17 protein-coding genes are annotated in these 24,374 nt (G+C 60.1%); 10 read left to right on the forward strand and 7 right to left on the reverse strand.

All coding sequences use genetic code 11. From position 1 onward, the window contains the following. Positions 1 to 18: 18 nt before the first annotated feature. From DX909_RS08490 to DX909_RS08500, 3 genes are all read left to right on the forward strand, one after another. Positions 19 to 1,770 (forward strand): adenine deaminase, encoded by a 1,752-nt coding sequence (locus tag DX909_RS08490; protein ID WP_128544716.1) that lies wholly within the window; start codon positions 19 to 21, stop codon positions 1,768 to 1,770. A 170-nt stretch (positions 1,771 to 1,940) separates the two neighbouring features. Continuing rightward, positions 1,941 to 2,561, forward strand: coding sequence for an RNA polymerase sigma factor (locus DX909_RS08495; protein WP_128544717.1), 621 nt, complete (start codon positions 1,941 to 1,943; stop codon positions 2,559 to 2,561). Between the two features lie 137 nt (positions 2,562 to 2,698). Beyond that, on the forward strand, positions 2,699 to 3,970 hold the full coding sequence (locus DX909_RS08500) for a replication-associated recombination protein A (RefSeq protein WP_128544718.1): 1,272 nt from the start codon (positions 2,699 to 2,701) through the stop codon (positions 3,968 to 3,970). Here the strand turns inward: DX909_RS08500 and DX909_RS08505 are convergent. The 4 genes from DX909_RS08505 to DX909_RS08520 form a co-directional block, all read right to left on the reverse strand. Beyond that, the gene (locus DX909_RS08505; protein ID WP_128544719.1) at positions 3,964 to 4,356 is read right to left on the reverse strand and encodes a hypothetical protein; all 393 of its coding nucleotides are present in this window, start codon (positions 4,354 to 4,356) and stop codon (positions 3,964 to 3,966) included. The two genes, DX909_RS08500 and DX909_RS08505, sit on opposite strands and share 7 nt — an antisense overlap. A gap of 152 nt (positions 4,357 to 4,508) precedes the next feature. Continuing rightward, positions 4,509 to 6,518 (reverse strand): S9 family peptidase, encoded by a 2,010-nt coding sequence (locus DX909_RS08510; protein ID WP_128544720.1) that lies wholly within the window; start codon positions 6,516 to 6,518, stop codon positions 4,509 to 4,511. Between the two features lie 46 nt (positions 6,519 to 6,564). Beyond that, the gene (locus tag DX909_RS08515) at positions 6,565 to 6,792 is read right to left on the reverse strand and encodes a hypothetical protein (protein ID WP_128544721.1); all 228 of its coding nucleotides are present in this window, start codon (positions 6,790 to 6,792) and stop codon (positions 6,565 to 6,567) included. Between the two features lie 114 nt (positions 6,793 to 6,906). Further along, positions 6,907 to 7,680, reverse strand: coding sequence for a MerR family transcriptional regulator (locus DX909_RS08520; RefSeq protein WP_128544722.1), 774 nt, complete (start codon positions 7,678 to 7,680; stop codon positions 6,907 to 6,909). Positions 7,681 to 7,906: 226 nt separating this feature from the next. Between DX909_RS08520 and DX909_RS08525 the strand changes: the two genes are divergently transcribed. From DX909_RS08525 to DX909_RS08535, 3 genes are read left to right on the forward strand one after another with little or no spacing between them, the layout of a single operon-like run. Next, positions 7,907 to 8,740: a GNAT family N-acetyltransferase gene (locus tag DX909_RS08525; RefSeq protein WP_128544723.1), complete on the forward strand. Its 834-nt coding sequence runs from the start codon at positions 7,907 to 7,909 to the stop codon at positions 8,738 to 8,740. Between the two features lie 14 nt (positions 8,741 to 8,754). Beyond that, complete coding sequence (locus tag DX909_RS08530; protein WP_229310988.1) at positions 8,755 to 10,167, forward strand: hypothetical protein; 1,413 nt, start codon at positions 8,755 to 8,757, stop codon at positions 10,165 to 10,167. Next, positions 10,136 to 11,833 carry an alpha/beta fold hydrolase gene (locus DX909_RS08535; RefSeq protein WP_128544724.1) on the forward strand — a complete coding sequence of 566 codons (1,698 nt, stop codon included), beginning with the start codon at positions 10,136 to 10,138 and terminating at the stop codon, positions 11,831 to 11,833. Before DX909_RS08530 ends, DX909_RS08535 begins: the two co-directional genes overlap by 32 nt. Here the strand turns inward: DX909_RS08535 and DX909_RS08540 are convergent. Together DX909_RS08540 and DX909_RS08545 are read right to left on the reverse strand one after the other, a co-directional pair. Next, positions 11,824 to 12,555, reverse strand: a complete 732-nt coding sequence (locus DX909_RS08540; RefSeq protein ID WP_128544725.1) for a GDSL-type esterase/lipase family protein — start codon at positions 12,553 to 12,555, stop codon at positions 11,824 to 11,826. The two genes, DX909_RS08535 and DX909_RS08540, sit on opposite strands and share 10 nt — an antisense overlap. After that, positions 12,536 to 13,297 carry a methyltransferase family protein gene (locus DX909_RS08545; protein WP_128544726.1) on the reverse strand — a complete coding sequence of 254 codons (762 nt, stop codon included), beginning with the start codon at positions 13,295 to 13,297 and terminating at the stop codon, positions 12,536 to 12,538. Before DX909_RS08545 ends, DX909_RS08540 begins: the two co-directional genes overlap by 20 nt. A 171-nt stretch (positions 13,298 to 13,468) precedes the next feature. On the opposite strand from DX909_RS08545, the gene DX909_RS08550 reads away from it, so the two are divergent. Then, a complete protein-coding gene (locus DX909_RS08550; protein WP_128544727.1) occupies positions 13,469 to 16,333 on the forward strand; it encodes a helix-turn-helix transcriptional regulator in 2,865 nt (954 codons plus the stop codon). Between the two features lie 13 nt (positions 16,334 to 16,346). Here the strand turns inward: DX909_RS08550 and DX909_RS08555 are convergent, their stop codons facing one another. Continuing rightward, the gene (locus DX909_RS08555; protein WP_128544728.1) at positions 16,347 to 17,753 is read right to left on the reverse strand and encodes a Gfo/Idh/MocA family protein; all 1,407 of its coding nucleotides are present in this window, start codon (positions 17,751 to 17,753) and stop codon (positions 16,347 to 16,349) included. A 663-nt stretch (positions 17,754 to 18,416) separates the two neighbouring features. Between DX909_RS08555 and DX909_RS08560 the strand changes: the two genes are divergently transcribed. The 3 genes from DX909_RS08560 to DX909_RS08570 all read left to right on the forward strand — a co-directional run bounded on the left by DX909_RS08560 (position 18,417) and on the right by DX909_RS08570 (position 24,356). Beyond that, a complete protein-coding gene (locus tag DX909_RS08560; protein WP_128544729.1) occupies positions 18,417 to 21,452 on the forward strand; it encodes a SusC/RagA family TonB-linked outer membrane protein in 3,036 nt (1,011 codons plus the stop codon). Positions 21,453 to 21,463: 11 nt separating this feature from the next. Then, entirely contained in the window at positions 21,464 to 22,807 is a 1,344-nt protein-coding gene (locus DX909_RS08565) for a RagB/SusD family nutrient uptake outer membrane protein (protein WP_128544730.1), read from the forward strand. Between the two features lie 130 nt (positions 22,808 to 22,937). Beyond that, a complete protein-coding gene (locus DX909_RS08570; protein ID WP_229310989.1) occupies positions 22,938 to 24,356 on the forward strand; it encodes a DoxX family protein in 1,419 nt (472 codons plus the stop codon). Positions 24,357 to 24,374 lie beyond the last annotated feature (18 nt).

Genomic DNA, 24,374 nt, shown 5'->3' on the forward strand with positions numbered 1-24,374 from the left:
CCGAATCCATACCCGTTCATGCAAGTTTCCGGCAATCTCCTGAATATCTTTGACCGAACCATACGTTCCGGCCGGCTGACGATCGAACAGGGCCGGATTTACCAGGTCGAAGAGTGGGGGCCGGAAGAACCGGGAAAGCCGTATCTGCTGCCGGGTTTTATCGATGCCCACGTCCACATTGAAAGTTCCCTCCTGACTCCCGCCCAGTTTGCCCGCATGGCTGTCGTTCACGGCACCGTCGCCACCGTTTCCGACCCTCACGAAATCGGCAACGTACTGGGCATCGAGGGGGTCGAATACATGATCGAGGACGGAAAACGGGTTCCGTTCAAGTTCTGTTTCGGAGCGCCGTCCTGCGTGCCGGCCACTACCTTCGAAACCGCCGGGGCCGCCATCGGCGTAAAGGATATCCGGCGGCTGCTCGGCCGGAAGGAAATCGGCTATCTGGCCGAAATGATGAACTTTCCGGGGGTCCTGCACGAAGACCCGGACGTTATGGCCAAAATAGCCCTCGCCAAAGCCTTCAATAAACCGGTCGACGGCCACGCGCCCGGCCTGCGGGGCGACGACGCCCAACGCTACATCGATGCCGGAATGGAAACCGACCACGAGTGTTTCACCTACGAGGAAGCGCTGGATAAGGTCCGGCGGGGGATGCACATTCTGATCCGGGAAGGCAGCGCGGCCAAAAACTTCGAGGCCCTGATTCCCCTGCTGTCCGAATTTCCGGGCCGCATCATGTTCTGCTCCGACGACAAACACCCCGACAGCCTGCTCGCCGGCCATATCGACCAGCTGGTCCGCCGGGCGCTGGAAAAAGGTCATGACCGCTTCGACGTGCTGCGGGCGGCCTGTCTCAACCCGGTCCTGCATTACCGCCTGCCGGTGGGCCTCCTGCGCGAGGGCGACCCCGCCGACTTCATCGTGGTGAACTCGCTGGAGGAGTTCGCTGTCCGGCAAACTTATATTAATGGGGAGATGGTAGCCGAAAACGGCGTCTCCCGCATTCCCGACCTCCGCAGCGAACACCTCAACCGGTTTGCCTGTAGCACCAAAAAGCCGGAGGATTTTCGTGCGGGTGCCGACGCGGATTTGCGGACGGCTGATGCGGATTTGCCATCCGAAGCTTCCGAGTCCCGGTTTTCGGATTACAAATCCGAAACAGAGGGGGTCCGGATTGCAAATCCGGACCAGCAGCGCCGGAAGGTGAAGGTCATCGAAGCGCTGGACGGGCAGCTGATCACCCGGCTGCTGGAAGCGGAAGTGCCGGTGGTGAACGGTCATCTGATGAGCGACCCGGCGCAGGATGTGCTGAAGATTGCCGTGGTCAACCGATACCGGGAGGCTCCCCCGGCGGTGGCCTTCATCCGCAACTTCGGCCTTCGGAAAGGGGCCATGGCCTCTTCGGTCGGGCACGATTCGCATAACATCATCGCGGTGGGCTGCAACGATGAAAGCCTCGGCCGGGCGGTCAATCTGGTGATCGGAGCCAAAGGCGGGCTCAGCGCCGTGGGCGGACCGGCCGAAGCCGATGCCTCCCACCTTCTGGCCCTGCCGATCGCCGGTTTGATGACGGATACCGACGGTTACCGCATTGCGGAACAGTATACGGCTATCGACCGCTTCGTCAAGCAGGAGCTTGGCAGTACGCTCACTTCGCCCTTCATGACCCTTTCATTCATGGCCTTGCTGGTCATCCCCTCACTCAAAATCAGTGATTTAGGCCTTTTCGACGGTCAACATTTTGCATTCACCTCCCTGACCGTCTGAATATTACAGAGGTGGTATGCTTGCATACCAGAATACAAATAATCCAATTTTAACAAGTTTTTGTAAAATATTAACCAACCTGTTTTTATTACCAAGTTTTGTTAATAAGTTTACATTCTGTGTACTGAAAGTGTCTTATCATATACTGACTGATCCATCCCTTCTTTCCTATGCCTCGCTACCGCACCCCGTCAGGGATCGACGAAGAACAACTCTGGGACCAGTTCCGGAGTGGCGATGAAGTAGCTTTTGCCCGGCTTTACAAAGAGTATGTGCAGGTGCTGTATCACTACTGCGCCCACTTTACGACCGACCGGGCGCTGATCAAAGACTGTATTCACGATCTGTTTGTCGAATTGTGGAAACACCGGCAAACCATCGGCCAGACCACTTCGGTGCGGTTTTATCTGATGGCCTCGATCAAGCGGAAGCTCGTCCGCCATCTGAACGCCGAGATGAAATTCAGCAGCCAGGACGACGTCGAAAACGATCGCGAATGGCTGCCCGGTTGCGCTCCTTCCTACGAATCGACGCTGATTTCCTTCGAGGAAGACGACTATGTCAACAGCTGTGTCGCTAAAGCCATCGAAAAACTGCCCCGCCGGCAGCGCGAAGCCGTCTACCTGCGGTATTACCAGAACCTGAGCAATGAAGAGATTTCGGCGCTCATGCAGATCAATATCCAGTCGGTGTACAACCTCATTTTTGGGGCGCTGACGAATCTGAAGAAATACATCACCCCCGAAAAAGTGGTCCTGACGGTGGCGTCCCTGTTCACCTTCGTGTTCTAAATACGTTCGGCCTGCTAACCCAAAATCAAACGCAGGGTTCGCTAAGAGTTTTCAACAACTTAGCGGGTCCTGCGTTTAACTTTGCACCATAGCCTGTTTTCGTCCGCTGAACGTTGCCCGGCAACACCCCTGTACCGATGAACACCATTACCACGCCCCTGCCCGAGCGAATGCGCCCCCGTACACTTGATGACGTGATCGGCCAGCAGAAGCTGATCGGGCCGGCAAGCCCCCTTCGTAAAGCCCTGACCGCCAATCGGGTTCCGTCCATGATCCTGTGGGGACCGCCGGGGGTCGGGAAAACCACCCTCGCCCAGCTCATCGCCGAAGCGACCAAACGCCCGTTCTACAGCCTGAGCGCCGTTAGTGCCGGTGTCAAGGACGTTCGGGATGTCCTGAGCCGCCCCTCCGGACTGTTTCCGCCGATCGTCTTCATCGACGAAATTCACCGATTCAACAAAGGGCAGCAGGACGCCCTGCTCGGGGCCGTCGAGAAAGGAACGATCACCCTGATCGGAGCCACCACCGAAAACCCGTCCTTCGAACTGAACTCGGCCCTCCTGTCGCGCTGTCAGGTGTATATTCTCGAAGCACTCGGCGCCGACGAGCTGAAGCAACTCATCGACCATGCGCTGGAGAAAGATAGTTATCTGAAAGAGAAAAAGATCAAAATCGAGTCCTACGAGGCCCTCATGCGGCTTTCGGGGGGCGACGGCCGCAAGCTGCTGAACCTGCTCGAACTGGTGGTGACGTCCCAGCCCGACAACGAGGGTATGGTCATTACCGACGAACTGGTGACCAGCGTGGCCCAGCGGCAGATTGCCCGGTACGACAAATCCGGAGAACAGCATTACGACATTATTTCGGCCTTCATCAAATCCCTGCGGGGCAGCGACCCGAACGCGGCCCTCTACTGGATGGCCCGCATGATCATCGCCGGGGAAGACCCCGAGTTCATCGCCCGCCGGATGATCATCCTGGCGTCGGAGGACATCGGCAACGCCAACCCCACCGCCCTGATTATGGCCAACAACGCCATGCAGGCCGTCAAAACCATCGGTTTTCCCGAATCCCGCATCATCCTTTCGCAAGTGGCGGTGTATCTGGCGACCTCCCCCAAAAGCAACGCCAGCTACACGGCGATCGGAGAAGCCCTCGAACTGGCCGAAAAGACCTCGCACCTGCCCGTACCGCTGCCTCTCCGCAATGCGCCGACCAAGCTCATGAAACAGATCGGCTACGGCAAAAATTACCAGTATGCCCACGATTTCGAGGGAAATTTCGTCCCCCAGAATTTTCTTCCGGAAGAACTTCAGGGCACAAAGCTGTACGAACCGGGTACAAACGCCCGGGAAAACGAGATCCGCAAACAGTTGCAGCGGTGGTGGGGCGACTGGTACGGCTACTGATCTTCCCTCCGGAAAAACAGCGGCAGCCGGTCATTGGCCAGGTTGTAGGTATGAATGGAGCGCAGCAGCACGATGAACAGCACGATGTTGAGAAGCTGTGCGGTCTGCGGAGTGAAGACCTCCGCCACCAGGCGCGCATTCAGTTTGACGGTGGCGAACAGCGCCCACAACCATTTATAAAAATACCGGGGGTGGTCACACTGGGCTTCCCGGAAGAAAAGAAACAGGAAACCCATACACAGGACGACGGCCACCGGCCAGTCGAGTCCCCGGGAAAAGGAGGGCAATACCGTCTGAACGGCGAGAACCAGGCTCATCATCATAATGATCCATTCGGCCAGCGTGGGCCGGCGAAGAAACACTCCCCATACGCGTCTGTTGATCATTCTCCGATTCGTGTGCACCGAATTCATTGGCATTCTCGTGTAACAACACGAATTTACAAAAAATGAATTAAAAGGCATTGATTTGTCTACCGAAGGTTACAAATAACGATCGGAAAGACGAACCCATGCCTTCCATGTCCGGCAAATAGCCATTATTTACCCTGCGTCTCCGAAGAAATGGCGGCCACCGGCACCTTCAGGTACTGATCGAACCAACGGAGGTACCGGTCGAAGCGGTCTTTCTGATAACTCGGCACCGTAATCCCGTGAAACTGACCCGGGTAGATGATAAGCTGCGTCGGAACGCCCAGCGTTTTCAGGGCCTGATACATCTGCTCACTGCCCGCGATCGGAACGTTGAAGTCCTTCTCCCCTCCCATGAACAGCGTCGGCGTTTTGATTTTATCGGCTTTCAGGAACGGGTACGACACCTTCATCCATTTCTCCGGATTTTTCCAGGGCAGGCCGAGTTCGTTCTCATACTGATTCACATACTGATCGGACCCGTACATCGTGATCTGGAGCGAACTGCCGGCTCCGCTGGCGGCCGCTTTGAACCGTGGGTCGGTCGCAATGGTGTAGTTGGTCAGGATGCCGCCGTAACTCCAGCCGCCGATGCCCAGCTTCGCCGGGTCGGCAATGCCGTTGGCGACGAGGTAATCGGCCGCCCCAAGAATGTCCATGACCTCCTTGTTGCCCCATTCTCCGTAGATGGACTTGCAGAAGGCCAGCCCACGGCCGCTGCTGCCCCGGTAATTGACCCCAATGACGGCATAACCGCCCCCGGCCAGCAGCTGCCGCGACAGGTCGAAACCGAAGTTGTCCTGCCCGACCGGCCCGCCGTGAATGAACAGAATGGCCGGAAGCCGCTGTCCGGCCGGCGCGTTGGCGGGTCGGAACAGCAGATTGGACACCTCGGTGCCGTCTTTACTTTTCGAGGTAAACCCCTCCACTTTCGCGAGCGCCAGCGGGGCCAGAAAAGCCTCCTGCACGGTGGTCAGCCGGCGAACGCTGCCGTTCTCCACGGCATAGATCTCCGTCGGCACGGCCGGCTCGCTCATCAGGGTCACCCAGCTCCCGTTCGGGTGGGTCTTGAGGTCGGCGAAGGCGCGGTCGCCCCCGGCCACCCGGCTGAAGGTGCCGGTTGCGGTTTCGTAGGCTCCCACGTAAGTCCGGCGGTCGTCGTCGACCAGCACCGCGATGGATTTTCCGTCGGCCGACCAGCGCGGACTCCGGACCGGGCGGTCGAGCGCGGCCGAGAGCAGGGTCGGTTCACCGCCCGAAACCGGAACGGTTGCCAGAACCGGCTGGTCGTACATGATGAAATTGGCCGGGGTGGTCGAACGCAGGTAGGCGATCTTTTTTCCGTCGGGGCTCCAGACCGGGTTATTGTCACGGCCGGCCCACTGGGTCAGCGGCTTCATGGCCGCCCCGGCGCGGGCGTCGATCAGGTAGAGATCGGTATTCTCGTTGCGGTCGGGGTCGGCGGTGCGGTTGCTGACGAACACGATCTGCCGGCCGTCGGGCGACCAGACCGGCGACTCCTCGTCGAAACGCCCTTTCGTGAGCGTATCGAGCGTTTTTTTGGCGACGTCGAACAGATACAGGTGAGCCGCCCGGCGGTCGAGGTAGCCTTTGATGTCTTCCTTGAAATGGTAGCGGTCGATGACGTAAGGCGTCCGGATTTTGGTCTTGGCCGAGTCGGAATAGTCCTTATCCCGAACGACGAGGGCAATTTTTTTTCCGTCCGGGGCCCATTCATAGCTTTCCAGTTCCCCTTTGAGGCTGGTCAGCTTACTGGCCTCTCCGCCCCGGCGGTCGAGGAGCCAGAGCTGGGGGTCTTTGTCGCCGTTGCGGGCGGCAATGAACGATAGATAGCGGCCGTCGGGACTCCAGCGGGGCATCGATTCGCCCTCGGTGCTGTGCGTCAGCTGCACGGTTTCCTTTCCGTCCCAGCTGACCATCCAGAGGTCCGTGCTGCGTTTGTCTTTTTCGGCGTCGACGGAAGCCTGTCCAAAAGCCACCCACTTGCCGTCGGGCGATACCTGGGGGTCGGAAAGGGACTGGAGACGGGCGATGTCGGTCGTGTTGATGGGGCGTTTGGCCGGAGCCTGCGCCAGCGCAGCCCCTCCCGCCAGAAGCAAAGCAAGGATTGGTTTCATTCAGGGTATTTGGGCGAATTGATAAAGTGTGAAAGAAAAATCTCCACTACTGATACTTTTTAAATACTTCGGACAGAGATTTCTTCTTTCCCTCGTTAAGGTCGGCCAGGCCACGGTCGATTTTCTGTTTCTGATCTTCGGTCAATTCATCCCAAAAATCCTTTTGATGATTCACTTCCCGGGACAACAGGGTAACATATGCCTGGAGAACCGCATCGTCATCGATCAGATCGATCAGGTGGTGAAGGCTCGATTTTAATTCGACGGTACTCATGAAGCTGTTTCTTTCCCCGAATTTAACCATATCCGGGCGTTATGCCAAATCTCCCTGAAATGCAGCAGGCCGCCCCGGATGGGGCGGCCTGCGAAACGTAGGCGGTCGTGCGGCTTATTTCAGTCGGGTTTCGGCGAAATGCTTCATGGCCCGGCTCAGGAACTGCACATACTCCGGGTTGTGATTTCCGTTGTGGGTGGTATACCGCGGATCGTCGACGTACAGCTGCGCCAGCCCCTTGTAGGCTTCGTACAGATTGCCGTTGGCCACCGAGTTGCCCCAGAACAGGCGAATGTGGGCAAAGTGCCGCGCCACCGCGTTCTGAACCTCCTCCTCCGTCGGGTCGCGGTGCATCAGCGAGGCCAGGGTCCGGTTGATGTCGAGACCTTCCTGCCGGGCCTGCGCCCATTGTTCTTTCGTCAGATTCCGGAGTTTGCTCTCCGATTCTTCGACCACTTTGGCGCCGTATTTTTCAACGGCTTCCTGCCGGTAGGCTTCCGCTTGTTCTTTCGGGAAGCCGGCATACAATTCTTCGTCTGTCAACATGGTTTTTTCTCCTTTAATTCTGGAAATGGTGTTGTCAATCGTTTCCAGTAAAGACGAAAGCCGGTCCCGACGATCCTGCAAGGCACTCTTATGACTTTCGAGCGCCCTGATCAGGTTGAAATCGGGGTCCTCCAAAACCCGCCGGATCTCCTCCAGCGAAAAATCCAGCTCCTTGTAAAAGAGAATCTGCTGGAGTCGGAGTAACTCTTTCTCGCCGTAAAGCCGGTACCGGGCTTCCGTACGAATGGATGGTTTCAGGAGGCCGAACCGGTCGTAGTGGTGCAGCGTGCGCACACTGACCCCCGCCAGTTTTGCCAGTTTGTTTACTGAATACGTCCTCATCAGCAAGGATTTACGATTGACGGGGGTAAAGGTAGACTATGACGCAAGGGGAGAGTCAAGAGAAATTTCAAAAAAAAATTTTCAACGGTATCGGTCGGGCTCCTTTCGCAGTTCCGGCGAAGCGAACGGATACGGTAATCTTTTCCGGCAGTACGGTAATTTACGCGTTGCCGCCCCCCGGCCGGCACGGTACTTTTGTCAAACATTCCACAACAACAAATACATAGTGAACGCAGTAAAGGAAAATGTTCTGTGGCTTGCCGTCGAGCAGGCTGGGGTAGCCTGCTGGCGGGAGTTCTGGCTCACTGCCGGCAGGCTACCGGAACTACAGCCGGCCATCCACACCCGGGCCCTGCCCGGCGGTGGGCTGGCGGGCCGTTTCGCCGGACCGGACATTCTGGCCTTCAACCGCTGTCTGGGCCTCGGGCTTCAGCGGGCAGTTGGGGAAGCCGCCCTCGACGCCGTCGAAACGTTTTTCGCGGAAGGCGGCATTCCCCGGTTTTTCGTACCGGTCTTTCCCGGTACTCAGTCCGATGCCTTCAGCACACTGCTCGAATCCCGGGGCTACCTCCGCTACAACCAGTGGGCGATGCTCTATCGGCACGCGGAATGGCCGCTGCCCGAAGCCGAAACCCACCTAACCATCCGAATTGCCGGTGCAGCCGACCAGGATACTTACGCCCGCATCGTCAATACTGCCTTCGACTGGCCGGAAGCCGTCGGCTACTCCTTCGCGGCCTCGCTGGGCCGGGCCGGCTGGCGGCACTACCTCGCCCTGAACGGAGAGGAAGCCGTGGCCGTAGCGGCCCTGTATCAGTGCCACGACGTGGGAGTGATGGCGCTGGGAGCCACGCTGCCCGGCCACCGGAACCTCGGCGCGCAAACCGCCCTCATCCGGCAGCGCATCCGCGACGCCCGGGCTCTGGGCTGCCGGCACCTTTGCGTCGAAACCGCCGAAAACCGCCCGGAAGCGCCTTCGAAAAGCTACCAGAACCTCATCCGGCAGCATTTCATCCCGGCTTACCTCCGACCGAATTATCTCTATCACACCAATCGATAACCTTCCTCCATACCATGAGTAAAAGCAATTCGAGCGTCAACCGCCGGGAAATGGTCGGTTCGCTGCTGTTTGCCTCCGGCGCCATGCTTTCCGAACTGGGCTTTACCCAAAAAGGCCACGCGCTGAAAGAACGGGGCCGCACCCGGCTCGACGGGCTCTCCGACGTTCCGAAAGGGCTGGCCGAAGCCATCCGGTTTCCGCTGATCGAAGCGCTCTACGGCCGGCGCGCCCGGCGCTTCTCGAAAGGGGCCGAAATCCCCGACGGGCCGGTGAAATTCAAGTCGAAACACGCGCCCGAGCCGCTGAGCGATCTGGAGCAGATGCTCGTGCTGGCGGCCGCCACCGGCAATACCGGCTGGCACCACATGATCTACCGCAACGCCAAATACGCTCCGCACCTGGCTAATTACTCGATGGCCGCCGGGGGCCGGACGTTCCCCTCCTCGGCCGGTTTCCACACCACCGAGTTCTTTTTTACCGACGACAAGGGCGTCTACTTCCTGCCGACACGCGACGCTCAATCCCTCGTGAAGAAGGAAAACGGGGACTTCGATCTGAACCACTGGCTTACCGAACATAAAAAGCGAATCGTGAAGCTTCAGAACGGGCGTCTCAACATTCCGGCCAAAGAACCGTTCATGGATGGACATAACACCTGGTGCGTCAACGTTCCCGGAAGTACGCTGCTCATCCCGGTGGCCGACGTAGCCCAGCATATGCTCGGCGCCCTGTGCTTTCTGGTGCAGAACGGGTACTGCATCTACGACGATACGAACAACCGGAAAATAAAAGGCCTTGAGAAATTCAGACACCTGGTCGATATTGAGAACCCGTATCCGCTGAGCTACCTCGAACAACTTTGCCTGACGGAGGCCACCGCCGAAGTGTCCACGGCCTGTTATGCGGGGATGCTGATGCTCCAGGCAACGGGGCTGGGCGGCTGGATGTTCGACGGCATCGACCGGTTCGCCATGCTGGGCGCCGGCGGAGAACCGGGTGTCGGGCTGGGTTTCCACCACCGGAAGGTCGGAGACTCTCCCCTGCCGGACGTCACGGGTCTGCCGGGTATTTTCGAGGCCTTCTGCCCGCCGAACCACAAGGATATGTTCGCGGCCACGCGGGCCATCGTCGAGCGGAAATTCGGCGCCGGCGGGCCATTCCATGCCGGCACCCCCGGACCGTGGAAGGAAAGCCCCCGCATCCGGTCGAGCGCCCGGTTTCACGACGCCGACTTTCAGGAGTGCGTCGGCACGATGGCGCAGTATATTTACGATACGTTCGGGAAGTTCCCGGGTTCGGTGCCGGCGGTATTCTGCCTGACCTATCTCCAGGCCCACCAGCTCGACCTCGACTTCTACGACCATTATTTCAAGGAGGGAAGCTATTTGTATACCCATGCCAACCACAAAAAATGGTGGAACGCCTGACGAAACCGGAACGACCGACATCCGTTACGCCCGATCGAAAGACCTCAATATTGCCTACCAGATCCTGGGGAAAGGCGAAAAGACGGTTTTTCTGATCAACGGCTGGGTGTCCAATCTCGAAGAAGGCTGGCACCTGCCCGGCGTCACCGAATGGCTGACCGAACTCGCCGGTTTTTCGCGGCTGGTTCTCTTCGACAAACGGGGCGTCGGCCTCAGTGACCGGGTCAGCGAACGAAACCTGCCGGGGCTCGACGAGCGGATGGAAGACCTCCGGGCCATCATGGATCGCGAAGGCATCGAAAAAGCCACCCTCCTCGGTTTTTCCGAAGGTGGGCCGATGGCAATCCTCTTCAGCGCCGTCTTCCCCGAGCGGGTCGAGTCCCTGATTCTTTACGGCAGCTATGCCTGCTGGACGCGGCAGCCCGATTATCCGATCGGGCTGCCGCTTTCCGTTCATGAGAAAACGCTGAAAGAGATCGAGCGAAATTGGGGAAAACCGCTCGGCCTGCCGCTGATGGCTCCCAGCGTTGCCGACGACCCGGTGTACCGGAACGCCTGGGCCTCCATGCTCCGGAAAAGCGCCGGACCGCAGGCGGCCCTGCTGCTTTACCGGATGAACCTCGGCATCGACGTCCGGCAGACGCTGCCCAGCCTCCAGGTGCCGGTGCTGATCATTCACCGGTCCGGGGACCGGCTCATTCCGTTGCCGCTGGGCCGATACCTGGCGGACCACATCCCCGGCGCGCGGTTCGAACTCCTCGACGGCATCGACCACCTTCCCTGGCTCGGCCGTTCGGAGGCAGTTCTCCGGCTGATCCGGGAGTTCCTCGGCAGCCCGGGCAGCGCCCCTCCGACCGGCTCCTTCCTCGCCACGGTGCTGGCCTTCCGCCCTGTGGGCCAAAATCAATCTCCCGACTTCATTGAACTTATTTCCCACCAGGGCGGTGAAGCCTTTCGCCGATCGGAGGATACGGTAGTCGGGATTTTCGCGGGGCCGGAGAAAGCCTACCGCTGCCTCCTCGCCATCCAGGAGACCGGTCCGGCTCCGGACACGCTGCGTATGGCGGTGCATACGGGGGTCTGTCGCCGGGAGGACCGGCGGCCGGAAGGCCCCGCCGTCGACCTGGCTGCCGGGCTGCTCGACAGCATGGAGGCCGGGCAGGCCTGGGTGACCAAAGCCGCCCGGAACCTGCTCTCTCCGCTGCTGTTCCGGCTGGAACCGGTCCGGGAGGTGAGCCTGCCGGGGCAGCCGGTGCCGATTCGGGTGTATGCCCGGCCCGTAACCGCCGGGAAAGACCGCTCCTACCAGGAAATCCTGCGGGAAGGCAAGCTGCGGGAGGAAGACATCGCCACCCTGCTGGAAATCCGGAACTACCTGGAAGCCAACTACCTGGCTGACCTGACTCTCGAAAGCATCGGCCGCAGCTTCGGGCTGAACGGCTTCAAACTGAAATACGGCTTCCGCAAATTGTTCGACACGCCGGTGAAGCAGTTCATTCAGGACCTGAGGCTCGAACACGCCTACCAGCTGGTGGCACATACCAGCCTGCCGATCACCGACATTGCCGACCAGACCGGCTACCGGCAGGCCGGTAATTTCACGAAGGCGTTCGGGCGAAAATACGGCCGCAGTCCCGTCGAGGTTCGCAGGGGTGTTCAGGGCTGACCATAGATTTCCTTCAGCAGCCGGGCTTTGAGAATACGGGTCCAGATCGCATAGCCGTCGCGGTTCAGGTGGGTGCCGTCCCACCAGAGCAGGTCCTCGTTCGGCCGGCCCTCCTTCGTCAGAAAATACCGGGTGGTATCGATGAAAAACAGGTGCTGCTGCGTACGGCAATACCGTTCGATCAGCCGGTTGGCCCGCTGCACCTTCGGCCAGACCTCCCAGCGGCTTCGGGTCGGAGTGATGGCGAGGTAGTACAGCGGGGTGTCGGGCAGTCGGTGCCGGATCTGCTCCGCCAGCCGCCGGAAGGCCCCGGCCACCTGCTCGGGCGTTTTGTCGTTAGGGCGGCCCGAAATGTCGTTCGAGCCGGCGAACAGCACGATGGCCTTCGGCCGGTAGGGAAAGATGATGCGGTCGGCGTAGAAACTGACGTCCTGGAGTTTGGCCCCGCCGAACCCGCGCCGGATTACCGGAACCGGGTGCATATCCTCGGCCAGCGAGTTCCAGAACCGGATGCTCGAACTCCCGACGAACAGAACCGCCTGACGGGGTACGGGCGAGCTTCGGTCTTCGGCCTCGAAATCCGCAATTACCGGCTCCCAGACGCCGGGGTCGTCACTTTCCATTTTGGCGTACTCCCGACGGACCCAGAGAAAGCCGAAGGCAGCCGCCAGTACCAGGATTCCGACCAGCATGGTCAGAAGTTTAACCCAAGGTCTTTTCATGTTCGGAAACGATTTTGGTAGGTAGAAAAGGGAGAATGCGGGGGGTGGTTTTCCGGTAAAGCAGGTATTCCTCGTCGAACTGCCGGATCAGGTCTTTTTCTTCGTAATGCATACCGATGAGGAGATAAACCGTCATGGCGAGGGCCAGAAAAACCTGCCCCAGCGTCAGGAAAGGCGTAAACCAGTGGATCATCAGCCAGCCGAGGTAGATCGGATGCCGGACCACCCTGTAGAGCAGGGGCGTCCGAAACTGCGGAGGATGGTCCGTCTCTCCCCGGCCATAATACCAGGCCTGCCGCAGCCCGAACAGGTCGAAATGGTCGATCAGGTAGGTGCTGAACAGACAAATTCCCCAGCCCAGGCCGTAAAGACCCGTCAGCAGCAGGCCCGACACCGTTCCGCGGAGGTCGTAAAGTTCCGGCGAAACCGGCCGCCATAAGCCGACCAGCGCCAGCAGCGAGAGCGAACTCAGCAGAACATAGGTACTGCGTTCGGTGGCCGAAGGAAACCGTCGGCGATACCATTGCTTGAACGTTTGTCTGGCCATGCCGCTATGCTGAAGCCCGAACAGGACCACCAGCAGCAGATCGGTGCCCAGGGCCGCCGGAATCGAAACCGGCTCTCCGGACTGGATGGTCCGGGGCAGCGGCATACCGCCCAGAAACCCGCAATAGACGACCGTGGCTCCCAGCCCGACGCCGTAACACAGGAGCGAATACAGCCAAATCATTCCCTTTTTCATGGATGTGGTTATTGATACCGGCGGCAAAACTACCGGAGAGGGCTGGAAAGGGGCTTAGCCGAAAAGGATTCAAAATGAGCCGAACGGTATTTTCGGGCGATTTAGCAACCGGTAGAAAGGGATTGATTTGTAGCGGGTTATCTTTGCAGATACGTCCTTCCTCCCAAACTCATGACGCTGATCGGTCGTACCGACGTTCTCTCCCGCATCCGGCAGACGCTTGAAAAAAGTCGGGCCGGGGCGCTTCAGGTTCTGTTTGTGGCCGGCCCCTCCGGCATCGGCAAGTCGAGCCTGGTGCGGGAAACGGCGGCTCTGAACCGGCCCCATTACACCGCCGAATACCATTATTTCGAATCGCTCGCTTTCCCCTATGCCCCGCTGATTCATGCCCTGCGGATGATCCGGTCGGATTTCGGCCCGCAGCTCCGGGACCTGCCCCTCCTGACTCACCTCGGCCTGCTGCTGCCTGAACTGAAAACCGGCCGCGTAACCGGTGATAAAAGCACCCTGGCCGATGCCATTCGGGAGGCCTTCTCCGCCGTGGCGACCGAAAAACCCCTGCTGTTGGTGGTAGAGGACGCGCATTGGGCCGATACGGCCACGCTCGACATACTGCCGGCGCTGCTTGAAGGGCTGACGGCCTGCCCCGTCACGCTGGTGTTGACCTACCGCGACGATATGGTCCTGCGGGATCATCCGCTGGTCAGACTGCGGTCGCACCTGCGTCGGCAGCCGTTCTTCAGCGAAATCCGCCTGGGGCCGCTGACCCGGGAAGAAACCGCCCGGCTGATGGACGACCTCCTGCCCGAACCGCCCTCGGCCGCCCTGATCGATCTGATTTTCAACCAGACGCAGGGCCTGCCCTTCTTCGTCGGGGAACTGACCCGGGCGCTGCACCACAACGGCCTGCTGGCCCGGGAAGGAAAGGCACTGCATCTGAAAGAAAACCACCGCATCCCGATCCCGCAGACGATCCGCGACATGGTGGTGCTTCAGGTCGACGGCGTCTCGGAGACGGCCCGGGAAACCCTTGATCTGGCGGCCCTGCTCGGTCCGGAGTTTCCGCTCGAACTGCTCAGCGAACTTTCCGCTGATGACTCCGCCATCGACGAACTGTTCAAAGCCGCCATTCTGGTGGAAAAAGACCCTGAAACCGGCTGTTTCACCCATGCGCTGGTACAGGAAGTGATCCGGCAGGATATTCTCTGGTCGAAGCGGAAGCTCCTGAACCGCCGGATCGCTGCGGCCCTCGACCGCCGGCAGGCTCCACCCGAACAGGTCGGTCAATTCTGGCTGGAAGCCGGGGAAAAAGACAAGGCCCGGCTGGCCTACGCCGAAGCATCGGCCGATTACTGCCGCCTGCACGCCCATGCCGATGCCGCCCGAACGGCCCACCGTGCCCTCGAAAACTGGCCGAAGGGCGAAGATGAACCCCGACGGCTGGGCCTGCTGGAACGGTTCGCGCAATGTTCGCGGATCAGCGGACGGGTGCATGATTCAGTGATGGCCCTGCGCGAAACCCTCGAAAGCCCGCTGATCCGGGAAGACGACCGCAAACGGGGCGAAACGCTTCGGGCGCTGGCGATTTCCTACGCCTTACAGGGCAGCTGGCAGCAGTATAAACAGTGCCGCCGGCAGGCCGCCGAATGCTACGAACGGGTCGGACTACCGGCCGAAGCCGCCCCCGACTGGCACGACCTTGCCATCCGCCACATCGACGATCTGGATTTTGCAGCGGCCCACGAAACCGTCGGCCGGGCCATCGATGCCGCCGTCCGGGCCGGCAAGACCGACCTTCAGGCCAAAGCACTCAGCGTCAAGGGGTATATTTTATCCATTCAGGGACGAAACCGGGAAGGGGAGCAGATCGCCCGCGATGCCGTGGAACTGGCGCTGGCCGGTAACCACATCGAGGCTTCGGCGTATACCTACCGCAAACTGGCCGGAACGCTGGAATATGCTTCCGACTTCACCGGGGCCATCCGGGCCTACCATACCGCCCTCAACTACTGCCGCAGCGTGAATCTGGAGGGCGACGCCCAGTTCTGTATGACCTGTATGTCGTGGATTCTGTTCCGGCTCGGCGACTGGAAGAAGTGTCTGGAAGTGTGCCGGGAATACGGCACCGAACCGGACGTCAACGACGCGTCGAAGGCGCTCGGTCTGCTGATCACCGGCCTGATCCGGGCCTTTCGCGGTGAGACGCGCCCGGCCCGGCGGCTGTTGCTCGACTGTTCGGTTCTGATCGAGAGAGCGAATTTCCACCTCGTCGACCCGCTTTTCCTCTGGGCGATGGCCGTAGTGGAAGAACAGGAGAACCACCGGGAAAAAGCTTACCGGTATTATTTCCGGCTGCTGAAGTTCTGGGAAGAAACCCGCGACGTTCACGACGTGCTGCCGGGCCTGCTGAATGCCATAGCCTTTTTTACCGAGCACGAATACCGGGATGAAGCCCGGCAGACCATCCAGGTGCTGTCGTCCATCGCCAACCTGACCGGCAACGCGGAGGCCCTGGCGGTGTTGTCCTTTGCCCTCGGCGAAATGGCGACCCTGCAGGGTATGTACGGCGAAGCCGACGAGCACTACGGCCAGGCCGTCCGGACCTTTACCGAACTGTCGGTGCCGCTCCAGCAGGCCCTGACGCAATACCGACAGGGCCGGAGCCGGTTTCAGGCGGGCGACCGGGCGGGAGCCGGAGAGGTATTCGCTTCGGCCCTGCAGAACGCCCGGCAGCTGGCCGTCCGACCGCTGGCGGCTACGCTCACAGACTGGATCGGCCGATGTGCTCCAACGGCGTCCGGTCAGGCCGGCCCGTCGACGGCTTCGGAGACAACCCTCGCCCAGACCGGCCTGACCGGACGCCAGGCGGAAATCCTTCAAACGCTCGTCGACGGTCTGTCCAACAAGGAGATAGCCGCCCGGCTGAACCTCAGCACCCGGACCGTCGACATGCACGTCCGTCATATCTTCGACCGCCTGAACTGCCGGACCCGGGCCGAAGCGGTTCGGAGAGCGGTGGAAATGAAGCTGAAGTAAAGGCCGGGGGTGGTCAGACGACCTTCACCATGCCCAGCGCCCGGTTCTGCGCCCACTTGCCGCGGGTGAAATCCGGGAATTTGATCGGGGCGTTACCGGCTTTGATCGACATTTCCGACAGGGGCGTCACCACCGACCAGGTGGCCGCGTCATACACGTCCATGTCGAGCGGGCGGCCGTTGTTGAGGCAGTCGATCAGGCGGTAGACCATCACGAAGTCCATGCCGCCGTGGCCGCCGTTTTCCTCAATCTCCTTTTTCAGCTTCTCCCAGATGGGGTGGCGGTATTTCTCCTTGTAATCCTTCAGGTCGGCCTCCGACAGAAACTCGTGCCCTTTTCCGACGATCGACAGCCGGCTGGGATACCCTTCGTGGTAGGCTTTGGTTCCGGCCAGGGCGTTGATGCGGCTGTAGGGGCGCGGGGTCACGATATCGTGCTGGAGAAGGACGGTCCGGCCTTTGTTCGTGCGGATCAGGCAGTTGTTCATATCCCCGTGGCGGATCGGACCTTTGTAGCCCGCATAGGGATTGTCGGCGGGCAGGGCTTTGCTGGCTTCGGTCAGGCTGGCTTCCAGCGAACTCATCGAGACGAGGTGCTCGAAGCGGTCGCCCCGGAGAATGTCGAGATACTGGGCCACCGGGCCAAGGCCGTGGGTCGGATACAGGTTGCCGTCGCGGGCGATGTTTTCTTTCATGCGCCAGAAGTCGTAGTAGCCTTTCGGGTTGAAGAGGCTGTCGCGCAGGTTATGGATGTAGGCGGCTTCGGCGTAGGTGAGCGTCCCGAATACCTCTTTCTGCACCATGTTCAGAATCCAGAGTTCCTCGTCACCGTAGCAGCAGTTTTCCAGCATCATGCAGTTGCGCTGCGTTTCCTCGGCGGTGTTGACCAGCTTCCAGCACTCGTCGAGGGTCTTGGCGGCCGGCACCTCGATGGCCACGTGTTTGCCCTGCTGCATGGCGTACACGGCCATCGGCACGTGGTCGGCCCAGGGGGTGCAGATCACTACGAGGTCGATGTCGTCGCGTTTGACCATCTCCTTCCACGCATCCGGTTTCCCGGTGTAGACCGCCGGATTCTGGCCTTTCTTTTTCAGCCGTTCCAGGCCGAGGTCGGTCCGCTCCTTCCGGACGTCGCAGATGGCGGTGATGACGGCCTTGTCCGGATACATCGCGTTGAACTGGCCGAGCTGGCCGTAGCCCCGGGAGCCGATGCCGATGAAGGCCACCTTCACCTGTTTGATCGGAGCCACCTTCAGGTCGATGACGGATTTACCCACGGCCGGGGGTGTCGCCAGCAGCCGCTCGTATTCCTCCTGCCAGGCTTCAGGCCGGTTTTTAAATGACAGGCCGGAGAGACCCAGGCCGGCCAGCAGGCCGTTTTTCAGGAAGTTTCGACGATCCTTTCCAAAGTAATTTTTCATAAACGCGGGGGGTTAAGGTTGCTGAATGTGGGAACCCATCGAAGCATATACTTCACGGTAAGCCCGGAGGACCCCATTTATAGTTTGAATATTTTTACTCAGAATATGATTTTTTCACAAAATATAGCCATAAATGTAAATTATCTGAAAAAAGCGGTTGCATACTATTCAAATTTCTACTTTACTTTGTCTTGCGATTTAGTAGAATATAATCGCAGAAATTCCCCGAAATCTTTGTTAACCACCAGCAGAGAAGTCGGGTCAAGGTCCCACGTTTTCATTCAAGACAATGAAAAGCAAGTTTACGTTGTATTCGTCATCCGCCCGGATGGCCCCGGTGGTTGTATCTCATTTCCAATCGGTTGATTCTTTCCCGGTAGGTCTCCTCCGCTGTTGTCGCTGCTGTTGCTGACGCAGCCGGCATCTTTTTTTCCGATCCGACTTTCGGTTTACCTGACCGCACCCCGATAGGCAGGCTCCCCGGGCCTTCCTGAATTTTCGGTGGTTGATGATTCTGTCGGCCCACGGGCCTGCCTATCAGTGTGCCGTCCGGTAATTTACTACGCTCTGAAGCGATAATCGTACCCCTCAAGATAGCACGTTACCCGCTATTTCGGTACGAACCATCCTGATCACTTTTAGAATACTTAATTGATAGAATTTATGTATTTAAGCAGGCGTACCTTCTACTGGCTGACCTTGCTGTTCATCGGATTATCCCCTTCCCTGCTCGCCCAGACCGATTCGCCTACCCTCCTGGGGAAGGTCACGGACCGGAGCGGAGAGGCTCTGCCGGGGGTCAACATCCGCATCAAAGGCACCACCCGCGGCACGACGACCGACTCCGACGGCTCGTTCCGCCTGACGCTTTCCGACCGGAAAACTCCGATCGTTTTCTCCTACATTGGTTATAAAACGCAGGAAATCGCGGTCGGCAACGCGTCGACGCTGGCGATCCAGCTCGACGCCGACCAGCGGCAGCTCAACGAAGTCGTCGTGGTGGGTTACGGCACCCAGGAGCGCAAGAACCTGATCGGCTCCATCGCCAAGATCGACCCGGCCGAAACCCGCGGCATCCCGGCGGGCAGCTTCGACGCCCAGTTGCAGGGCAAGGTGCCGGGCGTCCAGATCAGCTCCAATACCGGCGTTCCGGGCGAAGCGGTCAACATCCGGGTGCGGGGCGCCACCTCCATCAACGCCGATAACGATCCGCTGTATGTCGTCGACGGGGTTTTTATCAACAGCAACAGCCTCCAGACCGTCAGCACCGGCGGGAAGGCCAGCTCACCCATCTCCGACATCAACCCCTCCGACATCGAGAGCATCGAGGTTCTGAAAGACGCCGAAGCCACCGCCCTCTACGGCTCACGGGGCGCCAACGGGGTCATCCTGATCACGACCAAGCGGGGTAGCTACAACCAGAAATCCAAACTGAACTTCAACGTCTCGCACGGCCTCGCCAAAGCCGCCAAACTCTGGGACCTGACCACCGGGCCGCAGCACGCTCAGCTCGTCAACGAATGGTGGATCAATACCGGCAAGGACGACCCCAGCCTGAAACGCACCGAAGCCAACCGCCCCTTCCGGCCGGTTTCGGAAGGCGGACGCGGCCTGCCCGAAGAACAGCAGACCTACGACCGTCTGGGCGAACTGTTCCGGACGGCCCATCTCCAAAATTACGATCTCTCCCTGACGGGCGGCTCCAAATCGACCAAATACTACATCGGCGGGGGCTATAACCGCCAGGAAGCCATCATCCGGCCCATCCGGTTCGAGCGGGCCAGCTTCAAGGTCAACCTCGACCAGCAGGTGAACGACAGGATTCAGGTCGGCGTCAGCAACACCTTCACCCGGACGTTCCGGAACCAGGCCCGGGCGGGCGACGGCCCCGCGGGCGGTTTGCTCCAGGCGGCACTCCACACCCCCACCTACCTCTCGCCCGTCAACGAACAGGGCGTGCCGGTGGGCCGCGCGGGCTTCGACAATCTGACGCTGCTGATCAACAATTACGACGTCAACTCGACCAGCCTCCGCTATATCGGAAATCTCTACGCCGACGTGCAGCTTTCACCGAGCCTGCGCTTCCGCTCCAGCTGGGGGATCGATTACAACAACTACGACGAGTCGGAATACTGGAACAACCTGCTCATCGCGGGCAGTCCGGGCGGTCTGGCCACGTCCAGCATCAGCCAGTTCACGACCTGGCTCAACGAGCAGACGCTCTCCTACCGGAAAAAGATCGGCGGAAACCATACGATCGGCGTCCTGGTCGGGAACACGCTTCAGGCCGACGTCCTGACCCGCACCTACGCCGAAGGCCGGGGCTTCGCCAACAACGCCTTCACGCAGATTTCGTCGGCGGCCACCACGGCGGCCACCCAGAGCTGGTCGAAAAGCACGCTGGCCTCGTTCTTCTCGCGCGTCGACTACAACTACGCCGGTAAATACCTCCTCGACTTCAGCATCCGGGCCGACGGTTCGTCGCGCTTCGGGAGCCGGAACAAGTGGGGCTACTTTCCGGCCGTCGGGGCTGCCTGGCGCATCAAGCAGGAGAATTTCCTGAAAGATGTTCAGGCCATCAGCGACCTGAAACTGCGGGCCAGCGCCGGAACCACCGGGAACCAGAACGGCATCGGCAACTTCGCGGCCCAGGGCCTCTGGACCGGCGGAGCGCCCTACCAGGGCAGCCCGGGCATCGCGCCCCAGCAGCTTTCCAACCCCGACCTCCAGTGGGAACGCACCAACCAGATCAATGCCGGGGTGGACCTGGGGCTGTTCAACGGACGGCTGGGTGTGGAGTTCAACGTCTACCGCAAGGTGACGACCAACGGTCTGCTTCAACTCAACCTGGCCGGAACTACCGGTTTCAGCAGCTACTGGAGCAACGCGGCCGAAATCAGCAACAAGGGCTTCGAGCTGACGATCAACTCCGACAACATCCGGCGCGGTGACTTCACCTGGACCACCAGCTTCAACGTGGCCCAGAACAGGAATAAGATCGAGAAGCTCGCCAACCCGCTCCGCTACGGCAGCCGCGACCTCATCCTCCAGCAGCAGGGTAACCCGCTATATTCCTTCTGGGTATATAAGCAGCTGTACGTCAATCCCGAAACCGGCAACGTGGTGTATGAGGACGTGAACAAAGACGGCAAAATCACGACCGACGACCGGCAGATTCTGGGCAGCATCTGGCCCAAATTCTTCGGCGGGATTACCAACAACTTCACCTACCGGGGCTTCGATCTGGGCGTCTTCTTCGCCTTCCAGTACGGCAACAAGGTTTACAACCACAACAAATTCTTCGGCGAAGGCGGGGGCGCCCGCGATGCGGCCCGGGTTATTCTGGCCAGCAACCTCGCCCGCTGGCAGAAACCCGGCGACGTCACCGACGTGCCCCGGCCGGACGGTGTGAACGTCAACAACTACCGCGACGGCGGCAGCCGCTGGCTGGAAGACGGCTCGTTCCTGCGCCTGCGTTCCCTGAACCTGGGGTACACGATCCCGAAAGCGGTAACGGCCCGGCTGAAGATCGAAACCGTTCGGGTGTATTTCTCGGGCAACAACCTGCTCCTGCTCACCAACTACTCCGGTCTGGACCCCGAATCGAGCGCCAGCAGCGACCAGAACCAGCAGGGCATCGACCTCGGCACACCCCCGCAGCCCCGCAGCTTCCAGTTGGGCCTTAACGTAACGCTTTAAGCAGTAAAATCATGAAGTTGATTCGCCATATCATTCCCGTTTTTGCGCTGACCGCCCTGGTTTCCTGCAAAGACTTTCTGGACGTCAGGCCGCTGGAGTCCATCTCCGACGACCTGACCATCGTCGACAAGGCTTCGGCCGAAACCGCCGTGCGCGGGATTTACAGCGCCCTCGGCAACAGCAGTTATTACGGCACCGGCTTTCAGTCGATCGGTTACCTCTCGGGCGACAACGTCCAGTGGACCGGCTCGCAGTCGCAGGTACAGGAGTTCATCAACCACAAGGTCAACGCCGACAACTCGACCATCGGCGGAGCCTGGACGGCCATCTACCGCACCATCAACCGGGCCAACAACGTCATCGACAAGGTACCGGCGGTGACCGACCCGACCCTGACGCAGGTGTTGAAAGACCAGTATGTGGGGGAAGCCTACTTCCTGCGGGCGCTGTCGTATTTCGACCTGGCCCGGACCTGGGGCGGGGTGCCGCTGATCACCAGACCGACGCTGACACCGTCGGATAATTCGGGCGTCAAACGCAGCACCCAGGCCGAAACCTACGCGCAGGTGCTGAAGGACCTCGATGCCGCCGAACCGCTGCTCCCGCTGACCACCGACCGCTTCCGGGCCACCCGGAAAACCGTCTGGGCGCTGAAATCCCGCTACTACCTCTACCAGAAGAACTGGGTCAAAGCGGAGGAATATGCCGACAAGCTCCTCACCGACGCGACGAACTACAGCCTCCTGAAGCCCTACAGCGCCTTCTTCGCCAACGATGCCCGCGGCACGCGGGAATCGGTTTTCGAAATCTTCTATAACGGGACCACCGAGGTGAACTCCCACCGGGGCCAGTGGCAGCCGCAGACCAACGGCGGCACGCGCCAGTGGGCACCCAACGACGCCTTCGTGGCCCTCGTGAACGACCCGGCCGTGGGCGGCAACCGCAGCACGCTGGTCGCCAAAGACAACCAGAACCGCTGGTACGGCAACCTGTATTACCGCAACCCGGCCTCCGACCCGACCTTCGTCATCCGGACCGCCGAGTTGTACCTGATCCGGGCCGAAGCCCGCGCCCAGCTCGGCAAACTCACCGAAGGGCTGGCCGACCTGAACGCCGTCCGCGACCGGGCCGGACTGACGGCCGCCAAAGCCGCCACCGCAGCCGACCTGCTGCTCGCCATCGAGAACGAACGCCGGATCGAGTTCGCCCTGGAGCCGCACCGCTGGTTCGACCTGGTCCGGACGGGCCGGGCCGCAGCCGTGCTGGGCGTCACCGACCCGAACCGCTACCTCCTGCCGATCCCGGTCGATCAGCTGCTGACGGACAAGTCGCTGGAACAGAATCCGGGGTATTGAAATAACCACCCCCCGGCCCCCTCCTAAAACAGGAGGGGGTGGCTTCGCAGGTTTTTAAATTTAGCGGAGCACTCCCCCTCCTTACCAAGGAGGGGGCCGGGGGGTGGTCCTCACCTTAAAACCGACATCCATGAGCAACATTCCCATCACCGCCACCCTGGCCGAGCGCCGGGAAGCCACGGGCCCCTACGGGACGGCAGTCGCCGGAACGAAAGCCGCCGGGCCGGAACAGCCGGAATGGAACGGCATCGAGAAAGCCGTCTTCCGCGTCGCCTTCCTCTATTTTGTGCTCCAGGCCGTTCCGCTCGACTGGAAGTTCTACCGCGACCTGTTCTCCGTCAACTGGGCGGCCGTTTCCTATGGTGATATTTTTCACCTGACGCGCTACCAGCCCCGGTTTTTCGGAGAAGAGGACACTTTCGCCAACTGGGCGGTTCTACTGGGCATTGCGGTGGTGGGCGCCTTCCTCTGGGGCAGCCGCGACCGCAACCGGAAGAATTACGACACCGCCTGGTACGGGCTGCGGGTCATCCTGCGCTACCGGCTGGCGGTGGCCCTGCTCGGCTACGGTTTTCTGAAACTGTTCCCGGTACTGGCCCCAGAGCCGTCGATCAGTAACCTGAACACCAATTACGGTGACTTCACGGACTGGAAAATCTTCTCGATGAGCCTCGGCATCGTGCCGTCCTACGAATCGTTTCTGGGGCTGGTCGAAATTATCGGTGCGCTGCTCCTGCTGAACCGAAAAACCGCTTCGATCGGCGCGTTTCTGATCCTGTCGTTTCTGGGCAACGTGTTCATGTCGAATCTGGCCTATGAGGGCGGGGAATACGTCTACAGCTTTTACCTGATCACGATGGCGCTGGTGCTGCTGGCCTTCGACGCCCTGCGCATCTACCACCTCCTGACGCTCGAACGCCCGACCGCTCCGAACCGCTTCCGTCCGGTCTTTCAGGGTCGGCTGAAACCGTTGCGGCCGGCGCTGAAGGCGGCTTTCGTGCTGTTCTTCGTCGGTTTTTACGGTTATAAGGTCTACGCCGGTTACCGGGAAGGAACCTACCAGTTTCCGCAGAAACCGGGTCTGGCCGATGCCGCCGGGCTGTATAACGTCAGCGAGTTCCGCATCAACGGGCAGACGCTCCCCTACTCCCTTACCGACCCGGTTCGCTGGCAGGATGTGGTTTTCGAGAAATGGGCCACGATCAGCATCCGTTCCAACCGCCCCGTCACCCTCGACCGCACGAACGTCGAGGTAATTCACCGCAACGATGCCGACCGCAATTACGAGTATGCAGGCTCGGCCGGACGGCAATACTACGCCTACGACATCGACCCGCAGCAGTCGGTGCTGACGCTGGAAAACCGCAACCGAAACCAGCCGGCCGAACGCCTGACGCTCCGGTTCAGCCGCCCGAATCCGAACACGATCATCCTGGAAGGCACCGACGACCGCCGGAACACGATCTATGCGGTATTGCAGAAAACCGACAAGAAATACCTTCTGGACGAAGCCCGGAAAACCGGCCGGCGCAATGGCCTGAAACTGTAACCTTATCCCAACTGATCC

The sequence above is a fragment of the Larkinella soli genome (assembly GCF_003703975.1).
Taxonomy (GTDB): Bacteria; Bacteroidota; Bacteroidia; order Cytophagales; family Spirosomataceae; genus Larkinella; species Larkinella soli.

Coding starts and splice junctions, on each gene's coding strand:
- DX909_RS08515 (WP_128544721.1), bottom strand. CDS start 6,792: ATGAGTACCGTCGAATTAAAATCGAGCCTTCACCACCTGATCGATCTG.
- DX909_RS08560 (WP_128544729.1), top strand. CDS start 18,417: ATGTATTTAAGCAGGCGTACCTTCTACTGGCTGACCTTGCTGTTCATC.
- DX909_RS08570 (WP_229310989.1), top strand. CDS start 22,938: ATGAGCAACATTCCCATCACCGCCACCCTGGCCGAGCGCCGGGAAGCC.
- DX909_RS08520 (WP_128544722.1), bottom strand. CDS start 7,680: ATGAGGACGTATTCAGTAAACAAACTGGCAAAACTGGCGGGGGTCAGT.
- DX909_RS08555 (WP_128544728.1), bottom strand. CDS start 17,753: ATGAAAAATTACTTTGGAAAGGATCGTCGAAACTTCCTGAAAAACGGC.
- DX909_RS08495 (WP_128544717.1), top strand. CDS start 1,941: ATGCCTCGCTACCGCACCCCGTCAGGGATCGACGAAGAACAACTCTGG.
- DX909_RS08505 (WP_128544719.1), bottom strand. CDS start 4,356: ATGATCAACAGACGCGTATGGGGAGTGTTTCTTCGCCGGCCCACGCTG.
- DX909_RS08545 (WP_128544726.1), bottom strand. CDS start 13,297: ATGAAAAAGGGAATGATTTGGCTGTATTCGCTCCTGTGTTACGGCGTC.
- DX909_RS08490 (WP_128544716.1), top strand. CDS start 19: ATGCAAGTTTCCGGCAATCTCCTGAATATCTTTGACCGAACCATACGT.
- DX909_RS08530 (WP_229310988.1), top strand. CDS start 8,755: ATGAGTAAAAGCAATTCGAGCGTCAACCGCCGGGAAATGGTCGGTTCG.
- DX909_RS08535 (WP_128544724.1), top strand. CDS start 10,136: ATGCCAACCACAAAAAATGGTGGAACGCCTGACGAAACCGGAACGACC.
- DX909_RS08550 (WP_128544727.1), top strand. CDS start 13,469: ATGACGCTGATCGGTCGTACCGACGTTCTCTCCCGCATCCGGCAGACG.
- DX909_RS08510 (WP_128544720.1), bottom strand. CDS start 6,518: ATGAAACCAATCCTTGCTTTGCTTCTGGCGGGAGGGGCTGCGCTGGCG.
- DX909_RS08565 (WP_128544730.1), top strand. CDS start 21,464: ATGAAGTTGATTCGCCATATCATTCCCGTTTTTGCGCTGACCGCCCTG.
- DX909_RS08500 (WP_128544718.1), top strand. CDS start 2,699: ATGAACACCATTACCACGCCCCTGCCCGAGCGAATGCGCCCCCGTACA.
- DX909_RS08540 (WP_128544725.1), bottom strand. CDS start 12,555: ATGAAAAGACCTTGGGTTAAACTTCTGACCATGCTGGTCGGAATCCTG.